Annotated in this window: 22 protein-coding genes and 1 pseudogene; 15 read left to right on the top strand and 8 right to left on the bottom strand. The window is 42.8% G+C overall.

All coding sequences use genetic code 11. From position 1 onward, the window contains the following. Positions 1-25: 25 nt before the first annotated feature. Positions 26-790, bottom strand: coding sequence for a hypothetical protein (locus tag ACS8FC_RS04565; protein ID WP_439295984.1), 765 nt, complete (start codon positions 788-790; stop codon positions 26-28). A gap of 243 nt (positions 791-1033) precedes the next feature. On the opposite strand from ACS8FC_RS04565, the gene ACS8FC_RS04560 reads away from it, so the two are divergent. The 4 genes from ACS8FC_RS04560 to dusB all read left to right on the top strand — a co-directional run bounded on the left by ACS8FC_RS04560 (position 1034) and on the right by dusB (position 7285). Then, positions 1034-1477, top strand: coding sequence for an HIT family protein (locus tag ACS8FC_RS04560; RefSeq protein WP_439295983.1), 444 nt, complete (start codon positions 1034-1036; stop codon positions 1475-1477). A 291-nt stretch (positions 1478-1768) separates the two neighbouring features. Beyond that, positions 1769-3814 (top strand): BCCT family transporter, encoded by a 2046-nt coding sequence (locus tag ACS8FC_RS04555; RefSeq protein ID WP_439295982.1) that lies wholly within the window; start codon positions 1769-1771, stop codon positions 3812-3814. 254 nt (positions 3815-4068) lie between these two features. Next, positions 4069-6111, top strand: a complete 2043-nt coding sequence (locus tag ACS8FC_RS04550; RefSeq protein WP_439295981.1) for a BCCT family transporter — start codon at positions 4069-4071, stop codon at positions 6109-6111. A gap of 136 nt (positions 6112-6247) precedes the next feature. Then, positions 6248-7285 carry a tRNA dihydrouridine synthase DusB gene (dusB, locus tag ACS8FC_RS04545; RefSeq protein ID WP_439260752.1) on the top strand — a complete coding sequence of 346 codons (1038 nt, stop codon included), beginning with the start codon at positions 6248-6250 and terminating at the stop codon, positions 7283-7285. Positions 7286-7341: 56 nt separating this feature from the next. On the opposite strand, the gene ACS8FC_RS04540 is transcribed toward dusB, so the two are convergent. From ACS8FC_RS04540 to ACS8FC_RS04525, 4 genes are all read right to left on the bottom strand, one after another. Continuing rightward, entirely contained in the window at positions 7342-7761 is a 420-nt protein-coding gene (locus tag ACS8FC_RS04540; protein ID WP_439260834.1) for a DUF1622 domain-containing protein, read from the bottom strand. Between the two features lie 53 nt (positions 7762-7814). Then, the gene (locus ACS8FC_RS04535) at positions 7815-8282 is read right to left on the bottom strand and encodes a hypothetical protein (RefSeq protein ID WP_439260753.1); all 468 of its coding nucleotides are present in this window, start codon (positions 8280-8282) and stop codon (positions 7815-7817) included. 359 nt (positions 8283-8641) lie between these two features. Beyond that, the gene (locus ACS8FC_RS04530) at positions 8642-9172 is read right to left on the bottom strand and encodes an inorganic diphosphatase (RefSeq protein WP_439260754.1); all 531 of its coding nucleotides are present in this window, start codon (positions 9170-9172) and stop codon (positions 8642-8644) included. A 236-nt stretch (positions 9173-9408) separates the two neighbouring features. Continuing rightward, on the bottom strand, positions 9409-10290 hold the full coding sequence (locus ACS8FC_RS04525) for a lipoyl protein ligase domain-containing protein (RefSeq protein ID WP_439296069.1): 882 nt from the start codon (positions 10288-10290) through the stop codon (positions 9409-9411). Between the two features lie 320 nt (positions 10291-10610). On the opposite strand from ACS8FC_RS04525, the gene ACS8FC_RS04520 reads away from it, so the two are divergent. The 6 genes and pseudogenes from ACS8FC_RS04520 to pncB all read left to right on the top strand — a co-directional run bounded on the left by ACS8FC_RS04520 (position 10611) and on the right by pncB (position 18975). Next, a complete protein-coding gene (locus tag ACS8FC_RS04520; protein ID WP_439260755.1) occupies positions 10611-12089 on the top strand; it encodes a coniferyl aldehyde dehydrogenase in 1479 nt (492 codons plus the stop codon). Between the two features lie 306 nt (positions 12090-12395). Next, positions 12396-14339: a glycine betaine ABC transporter substrate-binding protein gene (locus ACS8FC_RS04515; protein ID WP_439295980.1), complete on the top strand. Its 1944-nt coding sequence runs from the start codon at positions 12396-12398 to the stop codon at positions 14337-14339. A gap of 119 nt (positions 14340-14458) precedes the next feature. Next, positions 14459-15385, top strand: coding sequence for an ATP-binding cassette domain-containing protein (locus ACS8FC_RS04510; RefSeq protein WP_439295979.1), 927 nt, complete (start codon positions 14459-14461; stop codon positions 15383-15385). A gap of 183 nt (positions 15386-15568) precedes the next feature. Beyond that, positions 15569-16234: a protein-L-isoaspartate(D-aspartate) O-methyltransferase gene (locus tag ACS8FC_RS04505; protein WP_439295978.1), complete on the top strand. Its 666-nt coding sequence runs from the start codon at positions 15569-15571 to the stop codon at positions 16232-16234. Then, positions 16224-17552, top strand: a pseudogene (locus ACS8FC_RS04500) (erythromycin esterase family protein). Before ACS8FC_RS04505 ends, ACS8FC_RS04500 begins: the two are co-directional and overlap by 11 nt. 196 nt (positions 17553-17748) lie before the next feature. Next, positions 17749-18975, top strand: coding sequence for a nicotinate phosphoribosyltransferase (gene pncB / locus ACS8FC_RS04495; RefSeq protein WP_439295977.1), 1227 nt, complete (start codon positions 17749-17751; stop codon positions 18973-18975). A gap of 7 nt (positions 18976-18982) precedes the next feature. On the opposite strand, the gene xseB is transcribed toward pncB, so the two are convergent. The 3 genes from xseB to ACS8FC_RS04480 all read right to left on the bottom strand — a co-directional run bounded on the left by xseB (position 18983) and on the right by ACS8FC_RS04480 (position 21416). Next, entirely contained in the window at positions 18983-19228 is a 246-nt protein-coding gene (gene xseB, locus ACS8FC_RS04490) for an exodeoxyribonuclease VII small subunit (protein ID WP_439260761.1), read from the bottom strand. A gap of 75 nt (positions 19229-19303) precedes the next feature. After that, the gene (gene xseA, locus ACS8FC_RS04485) at positions 19304-20854 is read right to left on the bottom strand and encodes an exodeoxyribonuclease VII large subunit (RefSeq protein WP_439295976.1); all 1551 of its coding nucleotides are present in this window, start codon (positions 20852-20854) and stop codon (positions 19304-19306) included. A gap of 193 nt (positions 20855-21047) precedes the next feature. After that, the gene (locus tag ACS8FC_RS04480; RefSeq protein WP_439295975.1) at positions 21048-21416 is read right to left on the bottom strand and encodes a hypothetical protein; all 369 of its coding nucleotides are present in this window, start codon (positions 21414-21416) and stop codon (positions 21048-21050) included. Between the two features lie 201 nt (positions 21417-21617). On the opposite strand from ACS8FC_RS04480, the gene ACS8FC_RS04475 reads away from it, so the two are divergent. The 5 genes from ACS8FC_RS04475 (at position 21618) to sixA (ending at position 26329) form a co-directional block, all read left to right on the top strand. Next, positions 21618-22277 (top strand): alpha/beta hydrolase, encoded by a 660-nt coding sequence (locus ACS8FC_RS04475; protein WP_439295974.1) that lies wholly within the window; start codon positions 21618-21620, stop codon positions 22275-22277. A 129-nt stretch (positions 22278-22406) separates the two neighbouring features. Then, positions 22407-23513, top strand: a complete 1107-nt coding sequence (zapE, locus tag ACS8FC_RS04470; protein WP_299216012.1) for a cell division protein ZapE — start codon at positions 22407-22409, stop codon at positions 23511-23513. Between the two features lie 83 nt (positions 23514-23596). Next, positions 23597-24250: a nitroreductase family protein gene (locus ACS8FC_RS04465; RefSeq protein ID WP_439295973.1), complete on the top strand. Its 654-nt coding sequence runs from the start codon at positions 23597-23599 to the stop codon at positions 24248-24250. Between the two features lie 135 nt (positions 24251-24385). Further along, positions 24386-25828, top strand: coding sequence for an NAD(P)H-dependent glycerol-3-phosphate dehydrogenase (locus ACS8FC_RS04460; protein WP_439260767.1), 1443 nt, complete (start codon positions 24386-24388; stop codon positions 25826-25828). Positions 25829-25870: 42 nt separating this feature from the next. Continuing rightward, positions 25871-26329, top strand: coding sequence for a phosphohistidine phosphatase SixA (gene sixA / locus ACS8FC_RS04455; RefSeq protein WP_439260768.1), 459 nt, complete (start codon positions 25871-25873; stop codon positions 26327-26329). Positions 26330-26437: the final 108 nt, after the last annotated feature.

Raw genomic sequence — 26437 nt, 5'->3', positions numbered from 1 at the left:
TTACATAAAAATTGGCGTCATATGCTTAGGCGATTCGTTCTAGAATGGCTGCTTCAAACCAAGGCAATTCTGCTTTATCCGCTTCTAGCTTAGCGACAATCGTTAAAGCATGAGTAGCCAATAGCTGTTGATAGTCTGTACTAGCATTGATGATGATTAGCGGCTCATCATTTGCGCTTTGCTCATCAATACTGACCAAATCTTGCTTGTCATTTTTATACAGTACATCCACACGGCCAAAAAACTGCCATTCTTTAAAAGCCGCTGTCATAGCGTCGTCTGCGTCTTTGGTATATACCTGCTGCGTTGCTTTGCCCGTATTTGTCCAATGTAGGCGTACCGCTAATTGCAAAGCTTCGCTAAACACAACCAGCGAGCCGATAACTTTTACATGCCACGGGCTGGTGATAAGCGCCTTATCAATACCGATGAGTTTGGCGGCCTCACTGGCTGTCATAGGTGTATTAAACTGAGCAAGTAGGGCAGGTGTTAACGGATGAGTCTGTTTGATCGCGTCATCTAAACTGTCGTAGTAATATAAAAACGCCAAAGGCATATCTTGAGTGAGCGTTTTTTCACTAATTTTGCAATTATGAATGCGCCAGCTGATGGTTGTATCAGTTAGAGCGTCAGCCAAAATAGTGGCATTTGGCGCGATAGTCTTTGTGACAGCACCACTTTCTGATGATTCTATATCATCTGATGATGCAGATGATAGTTTATCAGAGTCAGAAAATGTATCGGCATTAGAATGGGATGATAACTGAGTAGGTAGGGTAGTCAAATTCATAAACCTAGCATTGGCAGAGTGAAGGTTTAATATAACATTTAAAGCACATACATCGCGAACAAAATAAGTGTTTAAACGATCGATATAACGATTTAATATTTGATGACTACACCGTGTTATAAATGATAATAGTGAGAAGGTATCTTGTACTCAGACTCTATTTCGTCCACTATATATGGCAGATGATAGGTAACTAGATAAAATGATGTATTAACTGCTAATGAATATTTAAGGAATAATATAATGAGTCAGGAAAATCAGGTAGTCAAGTACGATGACAATAACATCTTTGCCAAAATGTTAAACGGCGATATTCCGCACCATAAGGTGTACGAAGACGACAAAACGCTCGCCTTTATGGACATCATGCCGCAGGCAGAAGGTCATGTACTGGTCATCCCTAAGCAAAAGGCCATTGATTTGGCAAATCTTGAGCCAGAATATGCAGCAGCTGTGTTGATGACTTCTAAAAAAGTCATGCAAGCGCAGCGTCAGGTATTTGCGCGTGAAGGTATTATTCAGATGCAGCTAAATGGCGCACAAGCAGGGCAAACAGTGTTTCATTATCATGTACACCTGATACCAGGAAACATACATGAATTGGGTATTCATGCTGCCAAACAAGCGGATGGCGAAGCGCTTGCTAATATGGCAAAGAAACTTGCAGCAGCGATTTTAGATTTTTAATATAGTGCTATTGTTTTTGGTTATATAAATTAATTACATCAGATAAAGGCTTTAAGTCCTAACAAACTTACCATAGATATAAAAAGGTAGCTGACAAGCTACCTTTTTTATTGCTTGGTAATAGTCATGTAACAATCGTTAAATTAGTGTTACAAGACAAGCTTATATCTGGGGTTTGATCGGATAGTGTGGTAAAAAATATGTTTTATTGGGCGCGTTTGTTCTACTTCACCTATACGAATGAGTTTTTCGTTCGATAAAAGTGCCTTTAATTTGAGGACAATGTCTTTTATGAGTAAATTACCTCGCTCCACTATTTTGCTGCCAGTATTTTTACCCGCCGCCGCTATTATGCTGTTGCTAGTGATTGGCACAGCGATTAATCCCGAAGCTGCTGGCGAATTGTTTAGTTCTGTACTAGCGTTTACCACCGATACTTTCGGTTGGTTTTATATGTTGGCAGTTGCCATATTCTTGGTATTTATTGTTGCTTTGGCTTTCTCGTCTTATGGCAGTATCAAACTTGGGCCTGACCATGCGGAGGCTGAGTATAAGTTTCTGGAATGGTTTGCTATGCTGTTTTCAGCAGGCTACGGCATTGCCTTACTGTTTTATGGCGTCGCCGAACCTGTGCTACATTTTGCCAGTCCGCCACTCTCAGAGCCACAAACCATTGCTGCTGCCAAGGAAGCGATGCAGATTGCTTATTTTCACTGGGGATTCCACATTTGGGCGATTTATGGCGTGGTAGGGTTATCGTTGGCATATTTTTCTTTTCGCCATGGTTTGCCATTATCAGTGCGCTCAACGTTATATCCATTAATTGGTGACAAAATATATGGGCCTATTGGGCATACGGTTGACGTGTTTGCGATTGTAGGCACGATGTTCGGTATCGCCACCAGTTTGGGTTTATCGGTAGCGCAAATCAATGCAGGTTTGAATTACTTATTACCTAACACGGTGCCAGTAAGCACGACAGTGCAAGTCATTATTATCGCTTTGGTTACGGCAGCGGCGCTCGTCTCTGTACTGGCTGGAATGGATAAAGGTGTTAAACGGTTGTCTATCCTAAACATGGTCTTGGCAACAGCGCTGATGCTATTTGTATTTGTCGTCGGTCCATCAGTATTTATCTTAAATGCCTTTATGGAAAATACGGGCAGCTATTTGGGCAATATTGTTGAGCGTACTTTTAGTTTGCAAGCTTATCAGTCAAGTGATTGGATCGGTAGTTGGACGTTATTTATCTTTGCTTGGACGATTGCATGGGCGCCGTTTGTCGGTTTGTTTATTGCTAAGATTAGTCGTGGTCGTACCATTCGTGAGTTTGTACTGGGTGTGATGCTAGTACCAACGCTGTTTACGTTCTTTTGGTTTTCAGTATTTGGTGATACCGCGCTACATATGATTATGGTTGATGGTTACGATGCTTTGATTGGGGAGGTGCAAAATAACCAAGCGATAGCATTGTTTAAATTATTAGAAAATTTGCCGTTTACACAGATAGTTTCATCATTAACGGTTCTATTGATTATCACCTTTTTTGTGACGTCATCGGATTCAGGGTCGCTGGTCATTGACTCACTTGCTGCAGGTGGTCGCAGTGATACGCCGTGGTGGCAGCGTTCGTTTTGGGTGGTAACTGAAGGTGCAGTCGCGGCAGCGCTACTGATTGCTGGCGGTCTGAGTGCCCTACAAACTGCTGCTATTGTCAGCGCGCTACCCTTTGCGGTCATCATATTGATCTCTACATTTGGCATGTGGCGTGCGCTACGTATCGAAGGGCATCGCAACGAGAGCTTAGCCAATGACAATCATCTCCCACCGCATTTACTCAAACTAGATGCATGGCGCGACCGTATTGATTATATAACCCATCAACCAACGCGTGATAAGGTACTAGACTATATTAAAGGCACGGTTTTATCTTCAATGCATGAAGTTGCAGAGAAGTTTGAAGAGACAGGCTGGTTGCCTGATGTGAATTATGATGAGGTTAATGATCGTGCAGTGCTTGAATTAAGACGCGGTGATAACGTTGAGTTTTGGTACGAGGTTCGTTTGTCCGAGCATGAGATTCCTGATTATTATACTGAAGATATGGCCAATACATTACCGCAAGAGCATCACCATCGTGCTGAGGTATATCTGCGCCGTGGTGGTCAAACCTATGATTTGTATGGTTATCAATCAGAATCGGTGATTAACGATATCATCGATCAGTTTGAGAAATATCTACACTTTGTTAATGTGTCGCCAGACATTTTGCCTTGGCGTATGCAAGAGCATGATGATGATATTACGCTTGAGCAAGGTAGTGTGTTTGATAAGTAAGTATCGAATCATTTGATTGTCACTAAAGGCAGCTAGATGGCTGCCTTTTTTCTATAGAAAACACCCTTTTCATTATAGTTTAAAAGCGCTATGGTTAACGCTATTCTAAACTATCGCTTACTAGGCTTAGGGATGAATGAATTGTTGACAAGCGTTATTTATGCATACTAAAGACATATAAATACTTTAAAAAAACAGATGTTATATAAGCGTATCATATACCCATTCAAATTTATGATTTTTGAGAACCCTTTATGAGTAAGCTATCTCGTTCGACTATTTTGATGCCGGTATTTATACCGACTGCTGTGGTCATGGTATTGTTGGTGATCGGTGCTTCGGTCAATCCACAACTGGCAAGTGGTTTGTTTGCACAAGTGCTGGGCTTTACTACCGAGACTTTTGGTTGGTTTTATATGCTGGCCACAGCGCTGTTCTTGATGTTTATCGTGATTTTGGCATTTTCACCTTATGGTAGTATTAAGCTAGGACCTGATCATGGTACGGCGCAATATAATTTTATTGAATGGATCTCTATGCTGTTTTCGGCAGGATACGGTATCGCCTTATTGTTCTATGGTGTTGCTGAGCCTGTGATTCATTTTGCTACGCCGCCGCTGTCAGAGCCGCAAACAATTGCTGCAGCCAAAGAGGCCATGCAAATTGCGTATTTCCATTGGGGTTTTCATATTTGGGCTATTAACGGTGTGGTGGCACTCACCTTGGCTTATTTTGCTTTTCGACATGGTTTACCTTTGTCAATGCGCTCGACGCTGTATCCGATAATTGGCGAAAAAATCCATGGCCCCATCGGTCATGCGGTTGATGTATTTGCTATTTTGGGTACTTTATTTGGCCTAGCAACCAGTTTGGGTATCTCTGTCTCGCAAATTAACACTGGCTTGAACTACTTGGTGCCGAGTATTCCAGTTAATACCACCGTACAGGTTATTGCAATCACCGTAATAACAGGCTTGGCCTTGATATCAGTGTTGGCGGGTATGGATAAGGGCGTCAAACGCCTGTCTATTTTAAATATGACACTCGCGACCTCCCTGATGCTGTTTGTATTTATCGTCGGTCCTTCAGTGTTTATTCTAAATGCCTTTATGGAGAACACAGGCAGCTATCTGGGCAATATCGTTGAACGTACCTTTAGTTTGCAAGCCTATCAGCAAGGCGATTGGATCACCAGTTGGACGCTGTTTATTTTTGCATGGACGATTTCATGGTCACCGTTTGTCGGCATCTTTATTGCCAAGATTAGCCGCGGGCGTACTATTCGTGAGTTTATCGCCGGTATAATGCTAGTACCGACTATCTTCACTTTCTTTTGGTTTGCCGTGTTTGGTGATACGGCGCTAAATATGATTATGGTACAAGGCTATGAGTCACTAATTACTGAAGTACAGAACAACCAAGCTATCGCTCTATTTAAGCTGCTTGAAAACCTACCATTTACTCAAGTGGTATCTGGTCTAGCGGTCGTACTTATTATTACCTTTTTTATCACTTCTTCTGACTCTGGATCGTTAGTGATTGACTCGCTAGCTGCAGGAGGGCGTAGTGACACGCCAGCATGGCAGCGTACGTTTTGGGTGGTGATATTGGGTGTTGTCGCCTCGGTGCTGCTGCTGGCAGGTGGGCTACAAGCTCTGCAAACGGCAGCCATCGTCAGTGCTTTACCGTTTACGATGATTATCTTGATTGCAATGTTTGGTATGTGGCGGGCGCTGCGTATTGAAGGTCACCGTGATGAAAGCTTAGCAAATGAAAACCGTTTGCCACCGCATCTGCTTAAGCTTGAGTCATGGCGCAATCGGATTGATTACATCACTGAGCAGCCAAGCCGCGAGGATGTTTTGGGCTATATTAAAGGGACGGTCATGACATCGATGAAGGAGGTGGCGGAGAAGTTTAAGGAAACGGGTTGGAATCCTGAAGTCAATTACGATGACACCAATAACCGGGCAGTATTAGAACTACAGTATGGCGATGATGTGGAGTTTTGGTATGAAGTGCGGTTGACGCACCAAGACATACCTGATTACTATAAGGACAGGGTCAGCAGTGAGATATCGCAAGATCACTATTACCGTGCCAAGGTCCATTTGCGCCGCGGTGGTCAGGTTTATGACTTGTACGGTTATCAATCAGAGTCGGTGATTAACGATATCATCGATCAGTTTGAAAAATATCTATACTTTTTAGAAGAGTCGCCTAATAGCTTACCTTGGCGTATGCAGGAACATGATGACGATATTACGCTAGAGCAGGGCAGTGTGTTTGATAAGTAGCATGTTTGATAAATAGTTGGTTTCATTGTTGAAACTGAATGTTTATTGTTGCAAGTTATTCACCTGAATGGCTTGCATTAAAACCAAGAACCCTTAGAATAACGGCTTGTTTTCTATGCAAATCAAGCCGTTTTTTATGTCTATAAATAATCCAGCCCACGCTGAATCGGTCGTACAATCTGCCAGCGATCATCCATTGTTGCAGCCGCTTAATATTGGCGGTTTGTCGATTGAAAATCGTCTGATGGTCGCACCTATGGCAGGGGTGACGGACAATCCTTTTCGTAGGCTGTGTAAGTCGTTTGGCGCAGGTCATGCAGTCAGCGAGATGATTATCGCTGATACAGCACTTTATGCGCGCAAAAAATCTCTCTATCGTGCCAATTTTGATAATGAAATCGCGCCAATTTCTGCGCAGATAGCAGGAGCTGAGCCGGATAAACTTGCCGAGGCAGCGCATTATCAGATTGATAATGGCGCGCAGATTATCGATATCAATATGGGCTGTCCTGCCAAAAAAGTCTGTCGCAAGCTGGCAGGTTCGGCGTTGTTGCAAGACGAAGACTTGGTCGCGCGTTTATTAGATGCTGCGGTAAATAGCGTCAATGCGCCGGTGACATTAAAAACGCGCTTAGGTTTTGAAAATGGACGAGAGAATATTTTGCGCGTGGCGAAGCGAGCAGAGCAAGCAGGCATTGCTGCCATTGCTATTCATGGGCGCACGCGTGAGGATATGTATACCGGTGAAGCGCGTTATGAGCTGATACGAGAAGTCAAAGAGAGTATTAGTATTCCCGTCATTGCCAATGGCGATATCGATAGCGCGCAAAAAGCCCAACAGGTCTATGAGATGACAGGATGTGATGCGGTGATGATAGGACGGGCCGCCCAAGGACAACCGTGGTTATTTCGGGATATTGAGCATTTTTTACGTACTGGTGAGAGCCTTGACGCGCCAAGTGTTAGCGAGATAAAAGACATCGTACTGGCCCATCTACAAGAGTTATATGATTTTTATGGTGAATACTCAGGTTGCCGTATTGCCCGTAAGCATATCGCTTGGTACACCACTGGCATTCCCAACTCTAATGCTTTTCGCCAAGCAATGTATGGCGAGGAAAGTACCGCTGGACAGTTTCGCGTGGTCGAAGATTTTTTGCAAACGCACGAATAACTTAAATAAATGTCATACCAAAAGTATTATCTATAATCCGCATTTTGAGTCTGAGCTTAAGGGTCTAAATCTGGGCTTGGATTTAGATTATCAGAATTTTCATTATAAAGTTTTTGATTCACACGCTGTGCCCCCTGCGGTGATTTTTCTTTTTGCCACGGGAAGCGTCCTTCTAGCTCGACTTGTAGTGATAAGCTTAAAAAAGTTCGAATGAGTACAATAAAACCTAATACTAAAACGCCGCGTAACGTCGGCTCTGTGACCACGGTTGCCATAATGTCGGCAGCGATGAGCACCTCTAAGCCTAATAAAATAGACTTACCAACGGTCTGTCTAATCTCGACATAGGTATCATGATTGAAGCCATTAGTTAATCGTATGCCGCGATAAAACGCAAAGAACAAACCGAAAAACATAATAAGTACACCAATGATTTCAACTACCTTGGCAACCAAATCGATATAATGGGCTAGCATTTCTATCAAAATATATCCTTATTATCAAAAATCTTAGTTAAGTAAAGAACTAGTTAACCAAAGACCCGCCATAATATCCAAAACAATCCTGCCATGATGGCTGCAATCACTAAAAGCCGCTTAGCCAAATAAGGGATGAGCGGTTTTTTATAGCCTATATCATCCAATTTACTATCGACGCCTTTTTGTAAGCTTCTAAAACCTTGCTCAGGTTGCGTTGTTTTGACGCGGTGCTTGACAAGCGTTTCAGTCGTGGTCTCTACCTCTGGTTCTCTATCGAAACTTAAAGCTTCATTTGGGATGCCTTGTCTATTGGCAATTGTAGTTAGGTTTTGATGTTGTTTATTCTTAATCTCGGTCTCATAGGCGTCAATACGTAATTTTGCTGCGTCCATGCTGATGTTTTCGTCTTGAGCCAACGTCTTGATTGCCATCACTAGATTGCCTTTTTCGACCATCATACCAATAGACTTGGGTAGCTTTGCACTGACAGGTTTTGAGTTTGAGTCGGAGTTAAACATGATGGTCCTTGCTATTTGATGACGTTAGAGCGCTTGTTAAGAATGCCAACCATTATAGCAATGTTATCTCTATAAAATTATTGTTCGATGGTATCGTTAATACTAAATTAAATGGATACACCAGATTATGACGCGAGACTGGGAAAAAATTTTCTTGCGTGCTGTGTCTACACTGACAGAGACTGCGCAAAACTTGTCCCAGTCTTACTGACTCTCTTTTTATTGGCCTGACTATAAAGCAAAACCTTTACAACTTGATAGTTTTTCAATATGACCTAAATTTACACAAAAAAATACCGCCGTCATAAAGATGATTGCGGTATTTTAAATAATGCTTACTTATCACCTAAAGCAGTAGTTTACATATCTTTCCAGCGTTGGATAGACTCTTTGATGACTTCTTTCGCTTCCGTGACATCACCCCATGATTCGACCACGGTAGTACCTGCTTTTTTCAGGTCTTTGTAGTGGCTAAAATGGAAATGTAGCTGCTTAATGAGCTGTTCTGGCAAATCTTCTAAGCTGTTGTAGGCATTACCATTGTTGCGATCATCAGCTGGTACGACGACGATTTTGTCATCTACTTCGCCATCATCGACGAACTTCATCACACCAATAACCTTGGCTTTTAAGAAAATACCAGTCGTTAATGGCTGCTCTGTAATAAGCAGTGCGTCAAGCTCATCGCCATCTTCATCAAGGGTTTGCGGGATAAAACCATAGTTGCAAGGTTTGGCAAAAATCTGTGGATCAATACGATCAAGCTCGAACACAGCCAATTCGCGATTCCACTCAATTTTGTGACTGCTGCCAGTTGGGATTTCGACTACGACATTAATAATGCCGCCATCAACATCGCCTGCGTCTAAGATTTTATTGAAATCTGCCATAAAATACTCCTATCTGCTCTTGTTATAAATACTTGATTGGCTAAAAATGTTTAAAGGATGATATGTGGCGTAGGATGTGTATCGCTGCGCCTAATTTGTACCGCCTGCGAGTATAGCAAGTTTGACTTAAATTTTCTTGTTAAGCTTAAGTCTAAGAAGGCACGATATTATGCAAAATAAGACTCAATACTTTAGATTGGCATAAGACGATTAATATAAAGTAGTGAGACCAGCTGTTATTTATAAGAAGCAATCGGTCGCAATTCAATCAGACCAGCATGACGTTTGGCCACATTATCGATAAGTTTTTGGGTAACTTGCTCATAACTCAATGCTGCGCTCATTTGCAGTTCTCGCTTTGCATCATTATTCATTGACACAAAATCAGCCAATCGTAGCATTTGCATGCCAGCATAACCGCAAGGGTTAATCGCATTAAACGCTGACAAGTCACAATCTAAATTAAGTGCAATGCCATGATAGCTAAAGCCATGTTTAATCTTAAAACCTAATGAGGAAATTTTACCTAACATAATAGTGTCTTCTACTGACGAGTCAGATTGTTTATCTATATCGCTATCATCATCAGTATCGTTATCGTACGTATGAGACATGTTGGCATATAAATAGACACCCGGCGCATCACGGCGCGAATGAGCGCTAATAGTGCTACTAACATCGTTACTATCCGTTGGCGGCAGGATTTGTAGACAGTCGTTGACGACATCTTCTATCGCTTGTTCGGCATGTGATACTAGATTTCGAACACTCCAGCCAAGACTGTGTAAGTCAAATAGCCAATATACTACCAGTTGTCCATGGCCATGCCACGTGACTTGTCCACCGCGATCGGTCTTAATGATAGGCGTGTCTGTATGCTGTAGTATGTGCTCTTCTTTACCTGCCTGACCTAGGGTATAGACATCATTATGATCAACTATCCATAACTCATCAGGCGTACGTAAGCTTTGCTCTTTCTTTAAAGCAATGCGCTCAAGTGTGCGCTCAAGCATCGCATTATGAGTTGCATTATAGTCTGCAGAAGATAATGACTTACTGACAAGCATATCGCTTATTTGTGAAGCCTGTTGCGATGTTTCTTGTGAGGTTGTTTGCATAGTTTTTAGTGTGTGCTTTGGCATGAGGGTCAGCTTCTTATTGTGGTAGGTGCAATTTGTCGTATTTATGATTTGTTTAAGAGAGAATAATACATAATTAAAGATAATAACGAGTTTAGCAGTTTTTGCTATTATCACCCAGTCTGTAGATGACAGCTTATTTTATAAATAGGTTAATGTAGCCAAGTACTGCTTTAAAAGACAGCTGGTGCAAACCTATCAGTATGTGAATCAACCTTTTCATTCCTCACTCGATACGCTACATTAAGTAGCAACTGGCTAGAGTGCTTTCACTTTAGCATGTATGACAAGGAAGCAACATGACAGATAATGACCAAACTATAAACAGCGAAGCGATAAATAATCAAACGTCAATTGACTCTCAAAAGCCATTGAGTATTATTACGACGATAGCGCAATTACAAGCAAATTTTTCGCGCCTACAAACCTTGAGCCGTCATCAGCCCATTACTGATTGGAGCACGCGTGAGAGTCAGTTAGACAATCTAGAAGCGCTATTGAGCGATAATCAAACAACCTTAGCCAAGGCTATTAGTGCAGACTTTGGCTATCGTAGCGAGTCAGAGACGCAGTTTGCAGAGCTATTCCCTAGCTTTACGGGTATCAGTCATGCCAAAAAACATGGTAAAGCTTGGATGAAAACCCGCCGCGCATCCATATCAGCTTTATATATGCCTGCGCATAACGAGATTCAGCCGCAGCCCTTAGGCGTGGTCGGTATCATGGTGCCATGGAATTACCCATTATATTTGGCGATAGGGCCGATGATTGATGCCTTGACTGCTGGCAATCGAGTAATGGTTAAAATGAGTGAGGCTGCACCAAAATTTGCTGAGGCATTTGCTAAAGCAGTCGCGCATTATTTTTCATCAGATATGGTCTGTGTCGTACTGGGAGAAGTCGATATTGCTGAAGCTTTTAGTAAGCTGCCGTTTGATCATCTGCTTTATACTGGCTCTACTGCTGTCGGCAAAAAAGTCATGGCAGCAGCAGCACCGAACTTAACACCAGTGACACTTGAGCTGGGCGGTAAGTCGCCAGTCATCGTGCTCGATGATGTGAATTTAGAGAACGCAGTCAATCGCGTAATGATGGGCAAGACCCTTAACGCTGGTCAAACTTGTATCGCGCCTGATTATGTGTTGATTCAACGTCAATATCATGAGCGTTTTATTAGCCTAGCAAAAGAGTGGATGCAAAAACATTATCCTAATATTGGTAACAATCAAGACTATAGTCACATTATTAATGACGACCAGTTTAAGCGTGTAGCAGGTTATTTACAAAAATTGCCAGAAGAACGTGTACAGCCGCTTACTGATGTTAAGGCAAGTTCTGAGACACGTTTGATGCCTCCGGTTGTCGTTACTGATCCTGAAACGGACAGTGACGTGATGCAGGAGGAGATTTTTGCACCGATTCTTCCATTAATGGACTACGAAACACTTGATGATGCCATTCGTTTCATTAACGAGCGACCTCGTCCGTTAGCATTATATGTATTTGGTAATAATGATCGCGACGTTGATAAAGTACGCACGCATACGGTGTCGGGTGGTGTTTGTATTAACGAGGTCATCTTGCATGTGGCCCAGCATGATATGCCATTTGGCGGAGTAGGTCACTCAGGTATGGGGGCCTATCACGGTAAAGCAGGATTTGAGCGCTTAAGTCATATGAAGCCTGTCTTCGTACAATCGAAGCTTAATGGTATGAATTTGTTGTTGCCGCCTTATGGTGAGCTATTTAAAAAAGGTATGGCTCTGCTGTTAAAGTAGTTAATATTTAAGCTTCGTTATTTAAAGTATCAAAGCGTCTATTAGCATAGGCGCTGTTTTTTTATTTGAAATATAGTCAGTTTTTAAAAAAAGAGCTAAAACCATTAGCATGTACTACCAATTATAAGCTTTTTTTAGTCAAAAAAAGCACTAGTGATGAATAAGTAAGCGTTTGTCATCAATACTATAAATCGCTACACTTCGTAATATTACTAGATGGTAGTTGTGGTAAATTTATATTTCTGGTTAGCAATAAACTTTAATATTGATAATGACTGGCTAAAATAATAATAAATAGGACATAACATGCGCCAATGGATTGCGTTAAGTTTACTTTGTATGAGCGCGTTGTTACTGCCAATATCGGCATCAGCAGCCTGCCAATCACCTATCAAATTTGGCGCGCTGACTTGGGAGAGTGGTCAGTTTATCTCTGGTGTGCTTAAGTACATCACTGAAGATGGCTATGACTGTACGATCGAAGAAGTACCAGGAGCAGGCCCTGCGCTTGAGACGGCATTGTCACAGGACGATATTCAAGTCATTGGTGAGCAATGGGTTGGACGCTCGCCGATTATGGAACAAGCCATTGAACAGAATAAAGTGGCAGTCATTGGCGATACGCTCAAGGGCGGCGCAACTCAAGGTTGGTATGTACCCAAATATGTCTTAGAAGAAAACCCAGGTTTACGCAGTTATCAAGATTTGCCTAAATATGCTGAGTTATTTCCAGACCCTGAAGAACCTGGTAAGTCACGTTTTATGAACTGTCCATCGGGCTGGGCATGCGAGGTTTTTAATACTCGTTTGCTTAAAAATACTGGTTTAGACAGCACTTTTAATAATGCCCATCCTGGTACTGGAGCAGCTCTTGATGCTGAGATTGCCTCTGCGTTTGAGCAGCACAAACCGCTACTATTTTATTACTGGCAGCCTACGGGTTTGATGGCGAAATATGACTTTGCGTCATTAGAGTTCCCAGCTCATGATAATGCCTGCTGGCAAGATCTGTTACGAGCTGATGGTACCGCTGATTGTGTGTCTGGCTTCCCTGTGTCTCCTTTAGGTATTGCAGTATCCACGCCTTTTATAGAATCTAATCCTGAGCTCGCTGATGTCTTCAAAAAGGTTCAATTCACCCCTGACAAGCTCAATGGCGCTATCTTAGAGATGAGTGAGACTAAGCGTAGTGGAGATGAGCAAGCGTTAGCGTTTTTACGTGATAACCCAAATGTTTGGCAAGATTGGTTGTCTGATGAAGCAGCCAAGCGTCTAGCTGCTAAGTTAGGTATAAGCTTAACAGGCGCAGCTGTTACTAATACTGGCATTGTTAATGACAGTGCAGCCAGTGACAATCAATTAGGTCTAGCATCAAGCTTCCCTTCTTGGTCACTTGAGACTCCGCTGAATAATACTTTGGCAAGCGTCGTTCAAAATTATGGTGATGTGTTTCGTACCATCAGTACGATGGCATTAACCTATCTATTACTACCCATTGAGCGTCTGTTAACCGTTATTCCACCATGGATCATTATCGCGCTTGTAACGATACTAGGATGGTTTGGTGTCCGCAAAATATGGTTTGCGCTAGCCTGTGGTGCAGGGCTATTTTTAATTGGTGCTTTTGGTCTATGGGGCGCGCTCATCGATACCTTAGCGCTACTGATTGTATCAGTATTGGTTACGGTAGTGATTGGTATTCCTATTGGTATTGCCATGTCAGGTAGCAAGATACTTCGTAAGATTGTGACACCTGTACTAGATGTGATGCAGACCATGCCAAGCTTTGTTTATCTTATTCCGGTACTTATGTTGTTCGGGATTGGTAAAGTACCGGCGCTGTTTGCCACAGTCATTTATGCACTGCCGCCACTCATACGTCTAACGACTTTGGGTATTACTCAAGTCAATCATGAAATGGTCGAGGCAGGACGCTCATTTGGTAGCACTCATTTGCAGCTGCTTGTCTGGATTAAGCTGCCCCAAGCACTGCCTAGTATCATGGCGGGGATTAATCAAGCAGTAATGATGTCGCTTGCTATGGTAGTACTGGCTTCCATGATTGGTGCACCTGGTCTTGGCGAAGATGTCTTGCAATCTATCCAAACGCTCAATATCGGTCAAGGCTTACAAGCAGGTACCGCTATTGTCATCGTTGCTATTATTATCGACCGTATTACTCAAGCTTTTGGTCAAGGTAAGCGTGCGCGTCAAAAAACCATTGAAGGGGGCAAACGTCCGATTGGTTAGGAGTTTGCTTGGCGTTAAGGTGCACATGCCCCGTTAAAAATGAGCGTAACAAACAGCGAAAGTGACAATAACGAAAACCATAACAACGACAACAATAAATACCAATAGCGAGAACCACGATGAATCATATCCAATTAGAGAATATCAGTAAGATTTATAATGCCAATAGTACGCAAGCACAGTCTGCACTGACGTTACTGGCTGAGGGTATGGACAGCATTAAGGTGAAAGAGCAAACTGGCTATTCGGTTGGGCTATATGATATTAATCTGAATGTTAAAGCGGGCGAGCTGCATTGTATTATGGGTTTGTCAGGCTCTGGCAAGTCAACATTGATACGCCATATCAACCGCTTAATTGATCCAACCAGCGGCAAAATATGGGTAGATACCTCTATCAATGCAAAAAATATCAATACAAAAAATACTGCCAATGTGCAGCCAACTACAATGACTGCTGACAACATTAAAGACCCAGTAGGATCTGAAAAATCATCTTCTGCGATCAATGTGTTAAAGCTTGACGATAAAGGGCTACAACACTATCGCCAGCAAACCGTTAGCATGGTGTTTCAGCATTTTGGCTTAGTGCCTCATATGACCGTCATGCAAAACGTCGCTTATGGTTTGCGCGTCCGTAAAATGAGTGTCAGTGAGCGCCATGAGGTTGCCCGGCACTGGCTTAATGAAGTGGGCTTGCAAAATTTGGAACACAGCTATCCTGATGAGTTATCAGGTGGTATGCAGCAGCGTGTTGGGCTTGCGCGCGCGCTGGCAACAGACAATCCTATTTTGCTGATGGATGAGGCGTTTTCTGCACTTGATCCACTGATCCGTGCTCAATTGCAAGATCAGCTGCTTGAGCTACAAGAGCGGTTGAATAAGACCATTGTCTTTATCACGCATGATATCGATGAAGCGGTCAAAGTCGGTCAACGTATTAGTATCTTAAATGGTGGGCGCTTAGTGCAAACGGGCACACCGCATGAGTTACGCTACCATCCAGCCGACGACTATGTCGCCCAGTTTATGAGTGCTAAAGCCTAAAGTAAGTAAAACATCTATAAACTAAAAAGAATGTAAGCCAGCTAAAAGCAATTGTCATAGTCTTTGGAAAAGCGTATAGCCAACAAATAAATTTTTCTCAGTTATGTATGTTTATCTATTTTATTTGGGACTGACGATATCAATGGTATTGACTACTCCAAAATAAAAATTAAGGAAACCATCATGGATAATTTTGAAGAACTAAGGCAGCAAATGATAGATCGCCAACTTGCAGCTCGCGGCATTCACGATCAAACAGTGCTTAATGCGCTAGGTACGGTACCACGTGAAGCATTCATACCTACAGATCTCATCGAGTTTGCTTACAAAGACTCACCCCTACCTATTGAAGAAAACCAGACCATCTCACAACCCTTTATCGTTGCTTTGATGACGGCGGCACTTGAGTTGAAGTCAGACGACCGCGTACTGGAAGTCGGTACAGGGTCGGGATATGCTGCAGCTGTGCTTGCAGAGATTTGTGAGCATGTCTATACGATTGAGCGCCACAAAGCTTTGGCAGATACTGCCCAAATGAGACTAAAAAAATTGGGGTATACCAATGTTCAGGTCAAGCATGGCGATGGGACACTTGGGTGGGTAGATTATGCTCCTTTTGATGCCATTATAGTTGCAGCAGGAGGACCTGAAGCGCCGCAAATCCTCAAAGAACAGCTCGCCATCGGCGGACGTATGGTCATTCCCGTTGGCTCAACATTGAAGTCACAAAAACTGGTTCGTATTCGGCGTATCAGTAAAGAGGAATATGAGACAAAAGATTTGGGAAGTGTTCGTTTTGTACCTCTGATTGGTGCAGCAGGTTGGAAGGAGAAAAGGGATGAAAGCTAATAGAGCTTTGTCTGAATTGATTGGTCAATCAAGTGAACATTTTGCAAGTATTGATGACGTCAATCTAGATAATCTCATGGAGCGTATTGGAGACAGCCGTGTTGTATTGCTTGGCGAGTCATCACATGGCACGGCTGAATTTTATGAGATGCGCGCACGTATTACCAAAGAGCTCATAGAAAAGAAAGGCTTTACTATTGTCACTGCTGAAGCGGACTGGACAGATGCTGCGCATATCCATCATTATATTCATGGAAGAGAGCAAGATGCTTTGCTACAGAATAAACCTTTTTCCAGATTTCCTACTTGGATGTGGGCTAATCAATCCATGCTTGAGTTTACCCATTGGCTTCATGCATACAATACTAAAATTGAGAATGCTAAAACTGAATCTTCAGAACAAAAAGTAGGTTTGTATGGTCTGGATTTATACAGCTTATACAGTTCTATTGACAGAGTATTGGACTATTTGCAAAAAGTGGATCCGAAGACTGCAGAAATTGTCCGCGGGCGTTATGATTGTCTGATACCTTGGGCAGATGACCCTGCTTTGTACGGCCGTGCAGTGATGACCGAGCAACATAAAAGTTGTGAAGCAGAAGTACTCAAAAATCTGCAGGATTTACTCAAGACAGAGTTAGAGCATTCTAAAGCTAACGAAGAGCAGTTTTTTGACGCCAAGCAAAATGCTCAGCTAATAGCCAATGCCGAACGCTATTACCGTACCCTATATTATGCTGAAAACAACTCATGGAACCAGCGCGATCAGCACATGTTTGACACACTACAGGCAGTGCTTGAGTTTAGAGGCACCCAATCAAAGGCAGTTGTTTGGGCACATAATTCCCACCTTGGTGATGCTTGAGCAACCCAAATGAGTACACGTGGCGAATTAAATATAGGCCAATTGGCGCGTCAAGAATATGCTGACAAAGTTTATAATATAGGTTTTGGTACTGATCATGGTACGGTTGCTGCTGCGTCTAGCTGGGGCGGGCCCATGGAGATAAAACAAGTACAGCCATCACATATTGACAGCTATGAACGTATTTTTCACAAGGTCGCTGCTGATAATTTTCTTTTACCACTGCGCTATCCACTACATAAAGACATTCGTAAAAAATTGCTTCCAGAGCGATTAGAGCGAGCGATAGGCGTCATTTATAGACCTGAAACTGAGTTACAGAGTCATTACTTTTATGCCTCTTTGCCAGCCCAGTTCGATGAGTACATCTGGTTTGATAACACGCGTGCCGTTGAAGCGCTGCCAAAACAGCGAGAGGAAGGATCATTCGATACCTTCCCGTTTGGTTATTGAGAATACGCTCTAGGCAATCGTAGTAATTTTGCTGCAATCAACAGCGAATTCTGAAAAAAACAACAAACTTCGTTATACTTGACCTTTTATTGATGACTCATGAACAGTAATCATCTTGAGCTTATCAATCACCTATTATGTCGCTTTAAGTGTTAGGTGACGTTTATTTATTATTTTTGCGTTTTAAGGCCCTAGCATGACCGTTACCTATGCACCTATTATTACCTCGTTACTTGATAACGATTTGTACAAATTCACCATGCTACAAGCCATGCTACATCAGTTTCCGCAGACGCATGGGGTTTATCGTTTTCGTTGCCGTAATAACAAAGACACCGCTTATCCGCTAGCAGATATTAAAGCATCACTTGAGCAGCAGCTCGACAGTTTATGTGAATTGCGGTTTTTAGAAGACGAGTTGGAATATTTACGAGGGTTGCGTTTTATTCGTTCAGACTTCGTTGATTATCTTGAGCTGTTTCAGCTAAAGCGTCGATTTATTACGGTCAGTACTGACGCAAAAGGCAGGTTATGTATTGATATTGAAGGACCGATGATACAAGCGATGTTCTTTGAAGTGTTTGTATTAGCCATCGTGAATGAGCTATATTTTAATGCATTGTCTGATCCTAGTGTGATTAAAGAAGGCCAGCGTAGACTGGATGCAAAAGTTGCCTTGTTGCATAATTATGCAATAGAACAAGCCCAATACAGTCATGACACACCGCCTTTTATTGTTGCTGATTTTGGTACTCGCCGGCGTTTTAGCAAAGCTTGGCAAGCGCATGTGGTTGAGACTCTACACAAAGTTGCTCCAAAAATAGTTGGCGGTACCTCTAATGTATATTTGGCAAAAGAGCTGGGAATGACGCCAATCGGCACGATGGCACATGAGTTTATGCAGGCGTTTCAGGCACTAGATGTGCGTCTTCGAGATTCACAAAAAGCGGCGCTTGAGGCGTGGGTACATGAGTATCGCGGCGACTTGGGCATTGCTTTAACAGATGTCGTTGGTATGGATGCATTCTTACGCGACTTTGATTTGTATTTTGCCAAGCTATTTGATGGCCTGCGTCATGATAGCGGAGATCCCTATAGCTGGGGTGATAAAGCAATCGCTCATTATAAAAAATTAAAGATAGATCCCAAGACCAAAATTTTGACCTTTAGTGACGGTCTGAATCTCAATAAGGCGTGGGAGCTGCATCAGTATTTTAAAGATCGTATCAAAACCAGCTTTGGCATCGGCACCAATCTCACCAATGATATGGGCATCACGCCAATTAATATCGTTCTTAAACTGGTTGAATGCAATGGGCAGCCAGTTGCTAAGTTGTCTGACAGCCCAGGTAAGACGATGATCAATAATGATACGTATCTTGCCTATTTGCGCCAAGTCTTTGAGGTCGATGAGCCAGAGTAACGACCGTCTAAAGATCGTTATTCTCTGTTTTCTCTTCCTCAGCAAATGCTGCATCTAATGCTTGTTGCACGGCATTGATACGAGTTTCGCATACGCGATAAGCGGCGATTGACTCTTCAACGGTTGTCATTAGGTTATCAATATCAGGCTCATCTTGTTGTTGTAGTTCAGCTGCATTGGTCTTTAGAATATCGTAAGCCGCCTTAAAGGTTTTTGGGGCGGCTTTTTTGCGTCGGCGAGCAGGGGTTGTCATAAGGTTTCCTAGTTTCTTGTAATGGTCTAAGTAGATAATATGGTTTGAGTAAGTAAATAATTATTAAAAACTGTTTTATGATTCGGTTAGCGTATTAGCAGATTCTGTCATCTTGTTATTAGTTTTGATATCAATAATCTGCGCTTTTGCTTTACCGTCTTTTAAGACAATATGAATGGTCTGCTCGGGATAAAGCTGCGTACTGCTGGTCAATATCTGCTTATCTTTTGTATCAGTCAGCATGGTATAGCCTTGTTTGAGTACGCGAGACGGACGATGTAGTAGTACAATATCACGTAGATGCTCGCTGTTACGCTGCGCTTGTATGACGCGCTGCTGAGCATTTTGCATAACAGTTTTTCGATAATCCTTACTATTTGTAGCAGCCGTTGCCAACTGCTGATAAGCTGAGGATTGGGTCTGCGCGCGTAGCTCACTAGTTCGTCTTGCTGCCTGCTTAACTTGGCGCTGTGCGCTTTGCTGAATGCTACGCCACGCATAATCGCTGTCTTTTCGCAGTGCGGTTAGCTGACCGACAGTTTGCGATTGTATTTGGCTCAGTTGTCGTGACGTTCTTTGCTCAGCCATATTCAACTGCCGCTTTGCTGCTTGCTTAATCTGTGCTTGGTATTGCAGCGTCTGAGTGACTAGCTGGGCTAAATGCGCCATTATAGCTGCAATCACTTTAGATGGCGTATCAAAGCTAGTATGCGCGACCTCATCTAAGATAACTTTGTCACGCTCGTGACCAATACCGACCCACACAGGGATAGGCTGCTCAGCGACTAGGGCCGCTAGCTCATAATCATTGAGATAGGCTAAATCACCAACGGCACCGCCGCCGCGAATAATCACTAACAAATCTGGTATACGCTGATAAGTATCTTGGAATTGCTGTTGGGCGCTAACGATTGCTTGGCGGATCTCGCTTGGGGCATGATTGCCCTGAAAGGTAGCATGATGATAATGAAACTGACACGCACCGGTACTGGCTAAGCGGTTTGCGTCGGCTTGAAAGTCTCCCAATCCTGCGGCCTTTTCGGGTGCGATGACCAGCACATGCTCAATATCAAATGGCGTAGGCAGCTGCTGATTCAGGTGTAACAAACCTTCACCGGTTAAGCGGTCGATCATCTCGGCATATTGCCGCGCCAAGTCGCCTAACGTATAGCTGGGATCGATGTCTTCGATAGTGAGCGAGAAGCCGTACTGTGCATGAAAACCTGCCGATACTTTGAGCAGTACCGTTAAATCGCGCTCAAGCGGCATGCCAGTTGCGCGCTCAAACTTCGCTAAGACGCGGTCGGCTTTAAAGCGCCACAGGTTACCACGGCAGCTTGCGATAACTTTGCCATCGTCGTCTTTTTCTGCCAATTCAAAGTAATAATGTCCACCTTTGCTAGACAGGTTGCGAATCTCAGCTTTTACCCACACGCGATGATTAAAGGTTTGCTTGATGACCATATCAACGGCTGATAGATAGTCGCTAAGACGCAGAACGGTGTCTTCTAGGTTGACTTCAGGACTGTTTTCTTGCTCGGCGAGTTCAGCCTCCAATGTCGCCAAATCCTTGGCAGGTGCTAATACCTTTGCTTGTTTGATATTTGAGAGATTGGGTTTGCGCATAATAAAAAACCAAAGGTAAGGACAGATTAAAAGCTGAGTGTTTGTAGTCTGTTTGTTTGTGAATTGATTGTTTTAGACTAAATAAGATGGCTTAAACATTTAATACGACAGTTTAACCCAAAAACGGGCATACAAAAAGAGAAGCCAGTGATGCTACTATCAACCTGTTTTATTTGTTATAGGCGATTGACGATTACTGACAACGAAAGTTAATTTTATACTCATAATCGTCACTACGGGACAAATCTGGCGTACCAGTGCCGAAGATTGAGCCAATAACGGCACCCGCTTGTCCAACCATACGTCCAGTGCGCTCATCCAAGATACCGTTATACGTCATTTTGTCATCAACGATAATGACCTGCTTACTCTTGCAAGTCTTTTGCGCACTATCTATCGCATTTTGTTGAGCCTTTACCTTAGTATCTGCGATACCAGTTGTTTCATAAATTGAGTTGGCGCGCTGAATAACAGGTGATGAAAGCGTACTTTGACACGCACTTAAGGCAAGAACAGTGGCTACAGTAGCCGTCAATACTGTGGTTTTACTAAGGGTCTTCATAAATTATCCTTAATTTTTGTACATTGTTTCTATTTGTACTTTGTTTCTAGATGATAAGCACGAAAATTCACTAATTACTCAAAATAATGGATTATAACAAGCAAAAGTCAAACAAACAGCAACAGTACACAGCAAATCACTTGAAATATAAATCATATCTAGGATAATTAACCTATCTATTCTCAATTTATAAGTAAATCTATGCAATTGATTCCTGCTCCGGCTGGCGTGCTTGAAGTTGACGCACTATGGCAACAAGATAACCCTAATGATCCAGATACCGATACAGTGGCGCTGCTTTGCCATCCCAACCCACTTTTTGATGGTACGATGAATAATAAAGTGGTCACGACCATGTACCGTTTTGCTCGTGACAATGGTATGCATGTGGTACGTTTTAACTTTCGCGGTGTTGGGCAGTCGACTGGTGAGCATGATTATGCCGATGGTGAAGTAGTAGATGCAATGACCGTGCTACAATGGATTGCAGAACAAAGCGCTGCACGCAAGCTATGGCTTGGTGGTTTTTCGTTCGGTGGCTATGTGACAGCACGCGTCGCTGAGCAAATACTTGAAGCCTCTCATATTTGGGGGTTGAGTGATTTTGAAGTTGCAAAAATCGCCCTTATCGCACCATCGGTGGAGAAGAACGACAGCAGCGATTTGTATTTGCCAGCCGACAAGACCTTTGAGGTTTATGGTAATGCTGATGAAGTGATTGAGCCTGCCACTATGCAGGCATTTGCTGAACGCTTAGGTATTAGTGTTAGTGTGGTGGACGGTGCAGGACATTTTTTCCATGGACGTTTATCTGAGCTTAAGGGTTTATTAGAAGAGCACAGCTTTGGTAGTGATACATAGATTTTACTTAATAGTTTTATCTATCAGTATTACTCTTAATTATAACTGGTTCTCAGTTTTGCCGAGATATGGTGAAGCAAGATCAACAGTTTACTTTATTATTTATTTTGTCTAACGATGAGTCGCATTATGAGATTATCGCCATTGCAACGCTACGAACAAGCGATCGGTACTGATGAGTTTACTCGAGATGAGCAGCAATATCAGGCTATGAGCTACCTTGATGATCTCTATCATCAGCTTAATAGTAGTGCCGAACAAAAAAAGGGCTTTTTCAGTTTTTTAAAGTCAAAACCTGCTGCACCAAAAGGTCTGTATATGTGGGGCGGCGTTGGCCGCGGTAAAACATGGATGATGGACATGTTTTATGACTCTTTGACGATTGAGCGTAAGATGCGTCAGCATTTTCATCATTTTATGCAGCGTGTACATAGCGAGCTCAATACGTTACAAGGTCAAAGTGATCCGCTAGAAAAGGTCGCCGATATTATTCATACAGAAGCGCTGATTATCTGTTTCGATGAGTTTTTTGTCTCTAACGTCTCTGATGCAATGATCCTAGGGGATCTGTTTACTATGTTGTTTAACCGCGGTGTTACCTTGGTTGCCACTTCTAATATTGAACCATCGGGCCTGTACAAAGATGGCTTACATCGAGATCGTTTCTTGCCTGCCATTGCTGAGGTTGAGCGTCATACTACCGTGATGAATATTGACTCAGGCATTGATTATCGTTTGCGTGTATTACAGCAAGCAGAGCTGTATGAGTCGCCGATGACCAAAGCCAATCATCACTGGCTTGCCAACCGTTTTGCCAGCTTATCTAATAATCAAAAAATCAGTAACGAGCCCATCGTTATCAATGGCCGTGAAATAAAAATCAATGCTCGTACCGAAGATATTTTGTTCTGCGATTTTCGTCATCTGTGTATGGAGCCGCGTTCTGCCTCTGATTTTATTGAGATTGCTAAGCGATTTAACACTGTGTTGGTCAATGCAGTACCAGCACTAGACGATGACTTGCGCGATCCTACTCGTCGTTTTATTTATCTGGTTGATGAGTTTTATGATCGCCGTGTCAAGCTACTGGTACGAGCGGAACAATCGATTCTAGAGCTGTACCAAGGAGAAAAACTCGCGTTTGAGATCGAACGTACGCGCTCACGCTTGCTTGAGATGCAATCAGAAGATTATTTAAAAATGCAGCACCGTGTTGAAAACGTTGACGCTGCGTAACTGTTTTTTGATTTAACTATCAAGTATTTAGTTGTAGAATACCACTCATACTGAGCGACAATGATGATAATAATTAAGGATAGATGATGAATGTATCTGACGAAAATAAGAATAATAAAGAGATAGTTGATGATGATAAAGGAGTTGATAATATAGACGTTACTGGTGAGCAACTAATCAACTGGATTAATTCAAGACGCAGTATGGGTAATCTGGATGCGCCAGCACCAACTCGTGCCCAAATCCAAGAGGCTATTGAATGCGCTGCAACTGCGCCTGATCATAAGAAGCTTCGCCCATGGCGCTTTATTGTGACGGAAGGCGATGCTCGTCATGAGCTGGGTCTTGCCCTTCTTGAAGCTGCAAAGACAAAAGCGGTGCAAGATGGCGAGGACTTGTCTGAAAAAACCATCAAAAAAACTCAAAATATGCCATTACGCGCCCCCCTTATCATTACTGTTGCGACTCAAATGCAAGCACACAAAAAAGTCCCACCTTTTGAGCAAATGCTAAGTGCTGGTGCTGCTGTACAAAATTTGATTTTGGCTCTAAAAGCACAAGGTTTTAGTACCGTATGGCGCACAGGGTTACTGTGTAACGAGCCTGCGGTAAAAGCGTATTTCGATGTCGGCTCAGATGATTATGTCACCGCTTTTGTTTATATTGGCACTAGTCCCAAAGATGAGCCAAAACGTAAACCGATCGATATCGAACCGTTAGTACGTTTTGAATCATAAGCGTCATTTTATTGGTTTTAATCATAGCTGGTGTGGTGATGTATCAGAACTAAAGCATCATATAACGCTATACCTTTTTATGCAGACAGTGTAATCTGCCTCAATGATATAAGCAGTCAACACGGATAATTAGATATGACAAGCTCTACCAAAAACAATACATCCAACGAAAAGCCAAATAAAGAAGCTGTCGATACAGTAGCGCCCAATCAAAAGACAGACGATATAAGTTTGGATACCGCTAGTACTGAAAAGTCTAGTGGTCTGCTGGCAGGTATTATTGAGCGCGCAACTAAATCAGGGCTTGGCCGAAGAAAGCTTAATCCTAGTGCCGTTGAAGCCGATGTCGCCAAAAATATGGAACAAGTACGTGATAATCCAGATCAGCTACGTTTGGCGTTTTTAGGCGGCGGTAGTTTTGGTACAGCGATGGCAAACTTAGCCGCCCGTAATGGCTGTGATACAACCCTCTGGGTTCGTAACAAGCGTACGGTTAAATCTATGGCTAAATCGCAGATGAACAAAAAATATCTGTCTGGTTATAAGCTAGATGAAAGCCTTAAATACAGTCACGATTTAGCATCTGCCGTCAAAGATAAAGACATTATTTTTCTTGCAGTACCAAGCTTGGCATTTCGTGAGACGCTTAAGAGTATTGCGCCATTTATTACAGGACAGTCGGTTGTATCTTTGACCAAGGGTATGGAAAAAGACACCTTTGCGCTGATGAGTGACATCATCAAAGATGAGCTGCCAGAAGTAAATTTTGGGGTGATGTCAGGGCCAAATCTCGCTATTGAGATTATGAAAAATATGCCCTCAGCGACAGTAATAGCCAGTCATTCTGAGCCTTTGCGTCATGCAGTGCAAGCTGCACTACACAGTGCATTTTTTCGAGTATTTGCCAGTGATGACATACGCGGAGTAGAGCTTGGCGGGGCGCTCAAAAACATTTATGCCATTGCCATGGGTATGGCTGCTGCATATGATGTGGGCGAAAACACCAAAGCCATGCTACTAACCCGAGCGTTGGCTGAAATGAGTCGTTTTGGGGTAGAAGCTGGCGCCAATCCTTTGACATTCTTAGGCTTATCAGGCGTTGGTGATCTGTACGCTACCTGTAGCTCGGAGCTGAGCCGTAACTATCAAATTGGTAATATGCTCGGTCGCGGTATGAATATTGATGCAGCGGTCAAAAAACTGGGACAAACTGCCGAAGGGGTTAATACGATCCAGCAAGTGCATGAAAAAGCGTCCAAAGACGGTATTTATATGCCGATAACCCATGCTTTGTACGCTGTTATTTATGAAGATAAAGCAGCGCTTGGTGTAGCACTGCACTTGATGGAAGCAGGGTTTCGTAGCGATGTCGAGTTTGTCATGCCACACGATTATAGTAATGCGGCGCTTACTGCACAGATGCAAGCGGCTGCTAGTAATCCAGATGACCAAGAACAAGATTCTGACTCTAAAAACGATGCTGAAAACGTTACTAATACTGACGATGATTCGGTTGAAAATAAAGATGCTAAAAAAAGTACTGCTAAAAATGACAGTGCTAGCAAAGACAAAAAATAAGTTTGCTAAAAGTTATGTAATAAGCGGTAATAAAGGGATATTATGAAGATTATATTAATGCGTCATGGACAAGCAGAAGATGAGACTCGTCCAGATAGCGCACGGCAATTGACTGAGTATGGTCAACAGCAAGCAGCACAAACGGCTGAATATATTATTGAGCATTATGCGCCAGACCATTTTGTAGTAAGCCCTTATAAACGCGCGCAGCAAACATTGGCTGCGCTACAATCGCGTGCTACTGCAGTGCCGTCTATAGTACAAGACAATATTACACCGTCCGATGATGCCCATATGGCATTAGCAGATATTGCAAAGATTGAAGCCGAGTGTTTGGTGGTGGTTTGTCATATGTCTATCATTGCCTACCTTGCTGGGTTATTAACTGGTGATAATCCTGAGTCGTTCGCTTTGGCTGAAGCACGTGTCTTTGAGATGGAATTTGTCATGACTGGTATGGCAAACGAAATAGACCGTTTTGTGCCGCAGCAGCCCCATTGATATTATAAAGGCGTAAGTCAATACCGCGCTTTGATTTAACTGGCGACCATGACTAACTACTGAAATGTCTGATGGTTGGTTTTATTTTAATAATTTATCTCATAAGTT

This window comes from Psychrobacter sp. 1Y4 (assembly GCF_051847555.1).
This window is presented reverse-complemented; position numbering and strand designations above follow the sequence as displayed.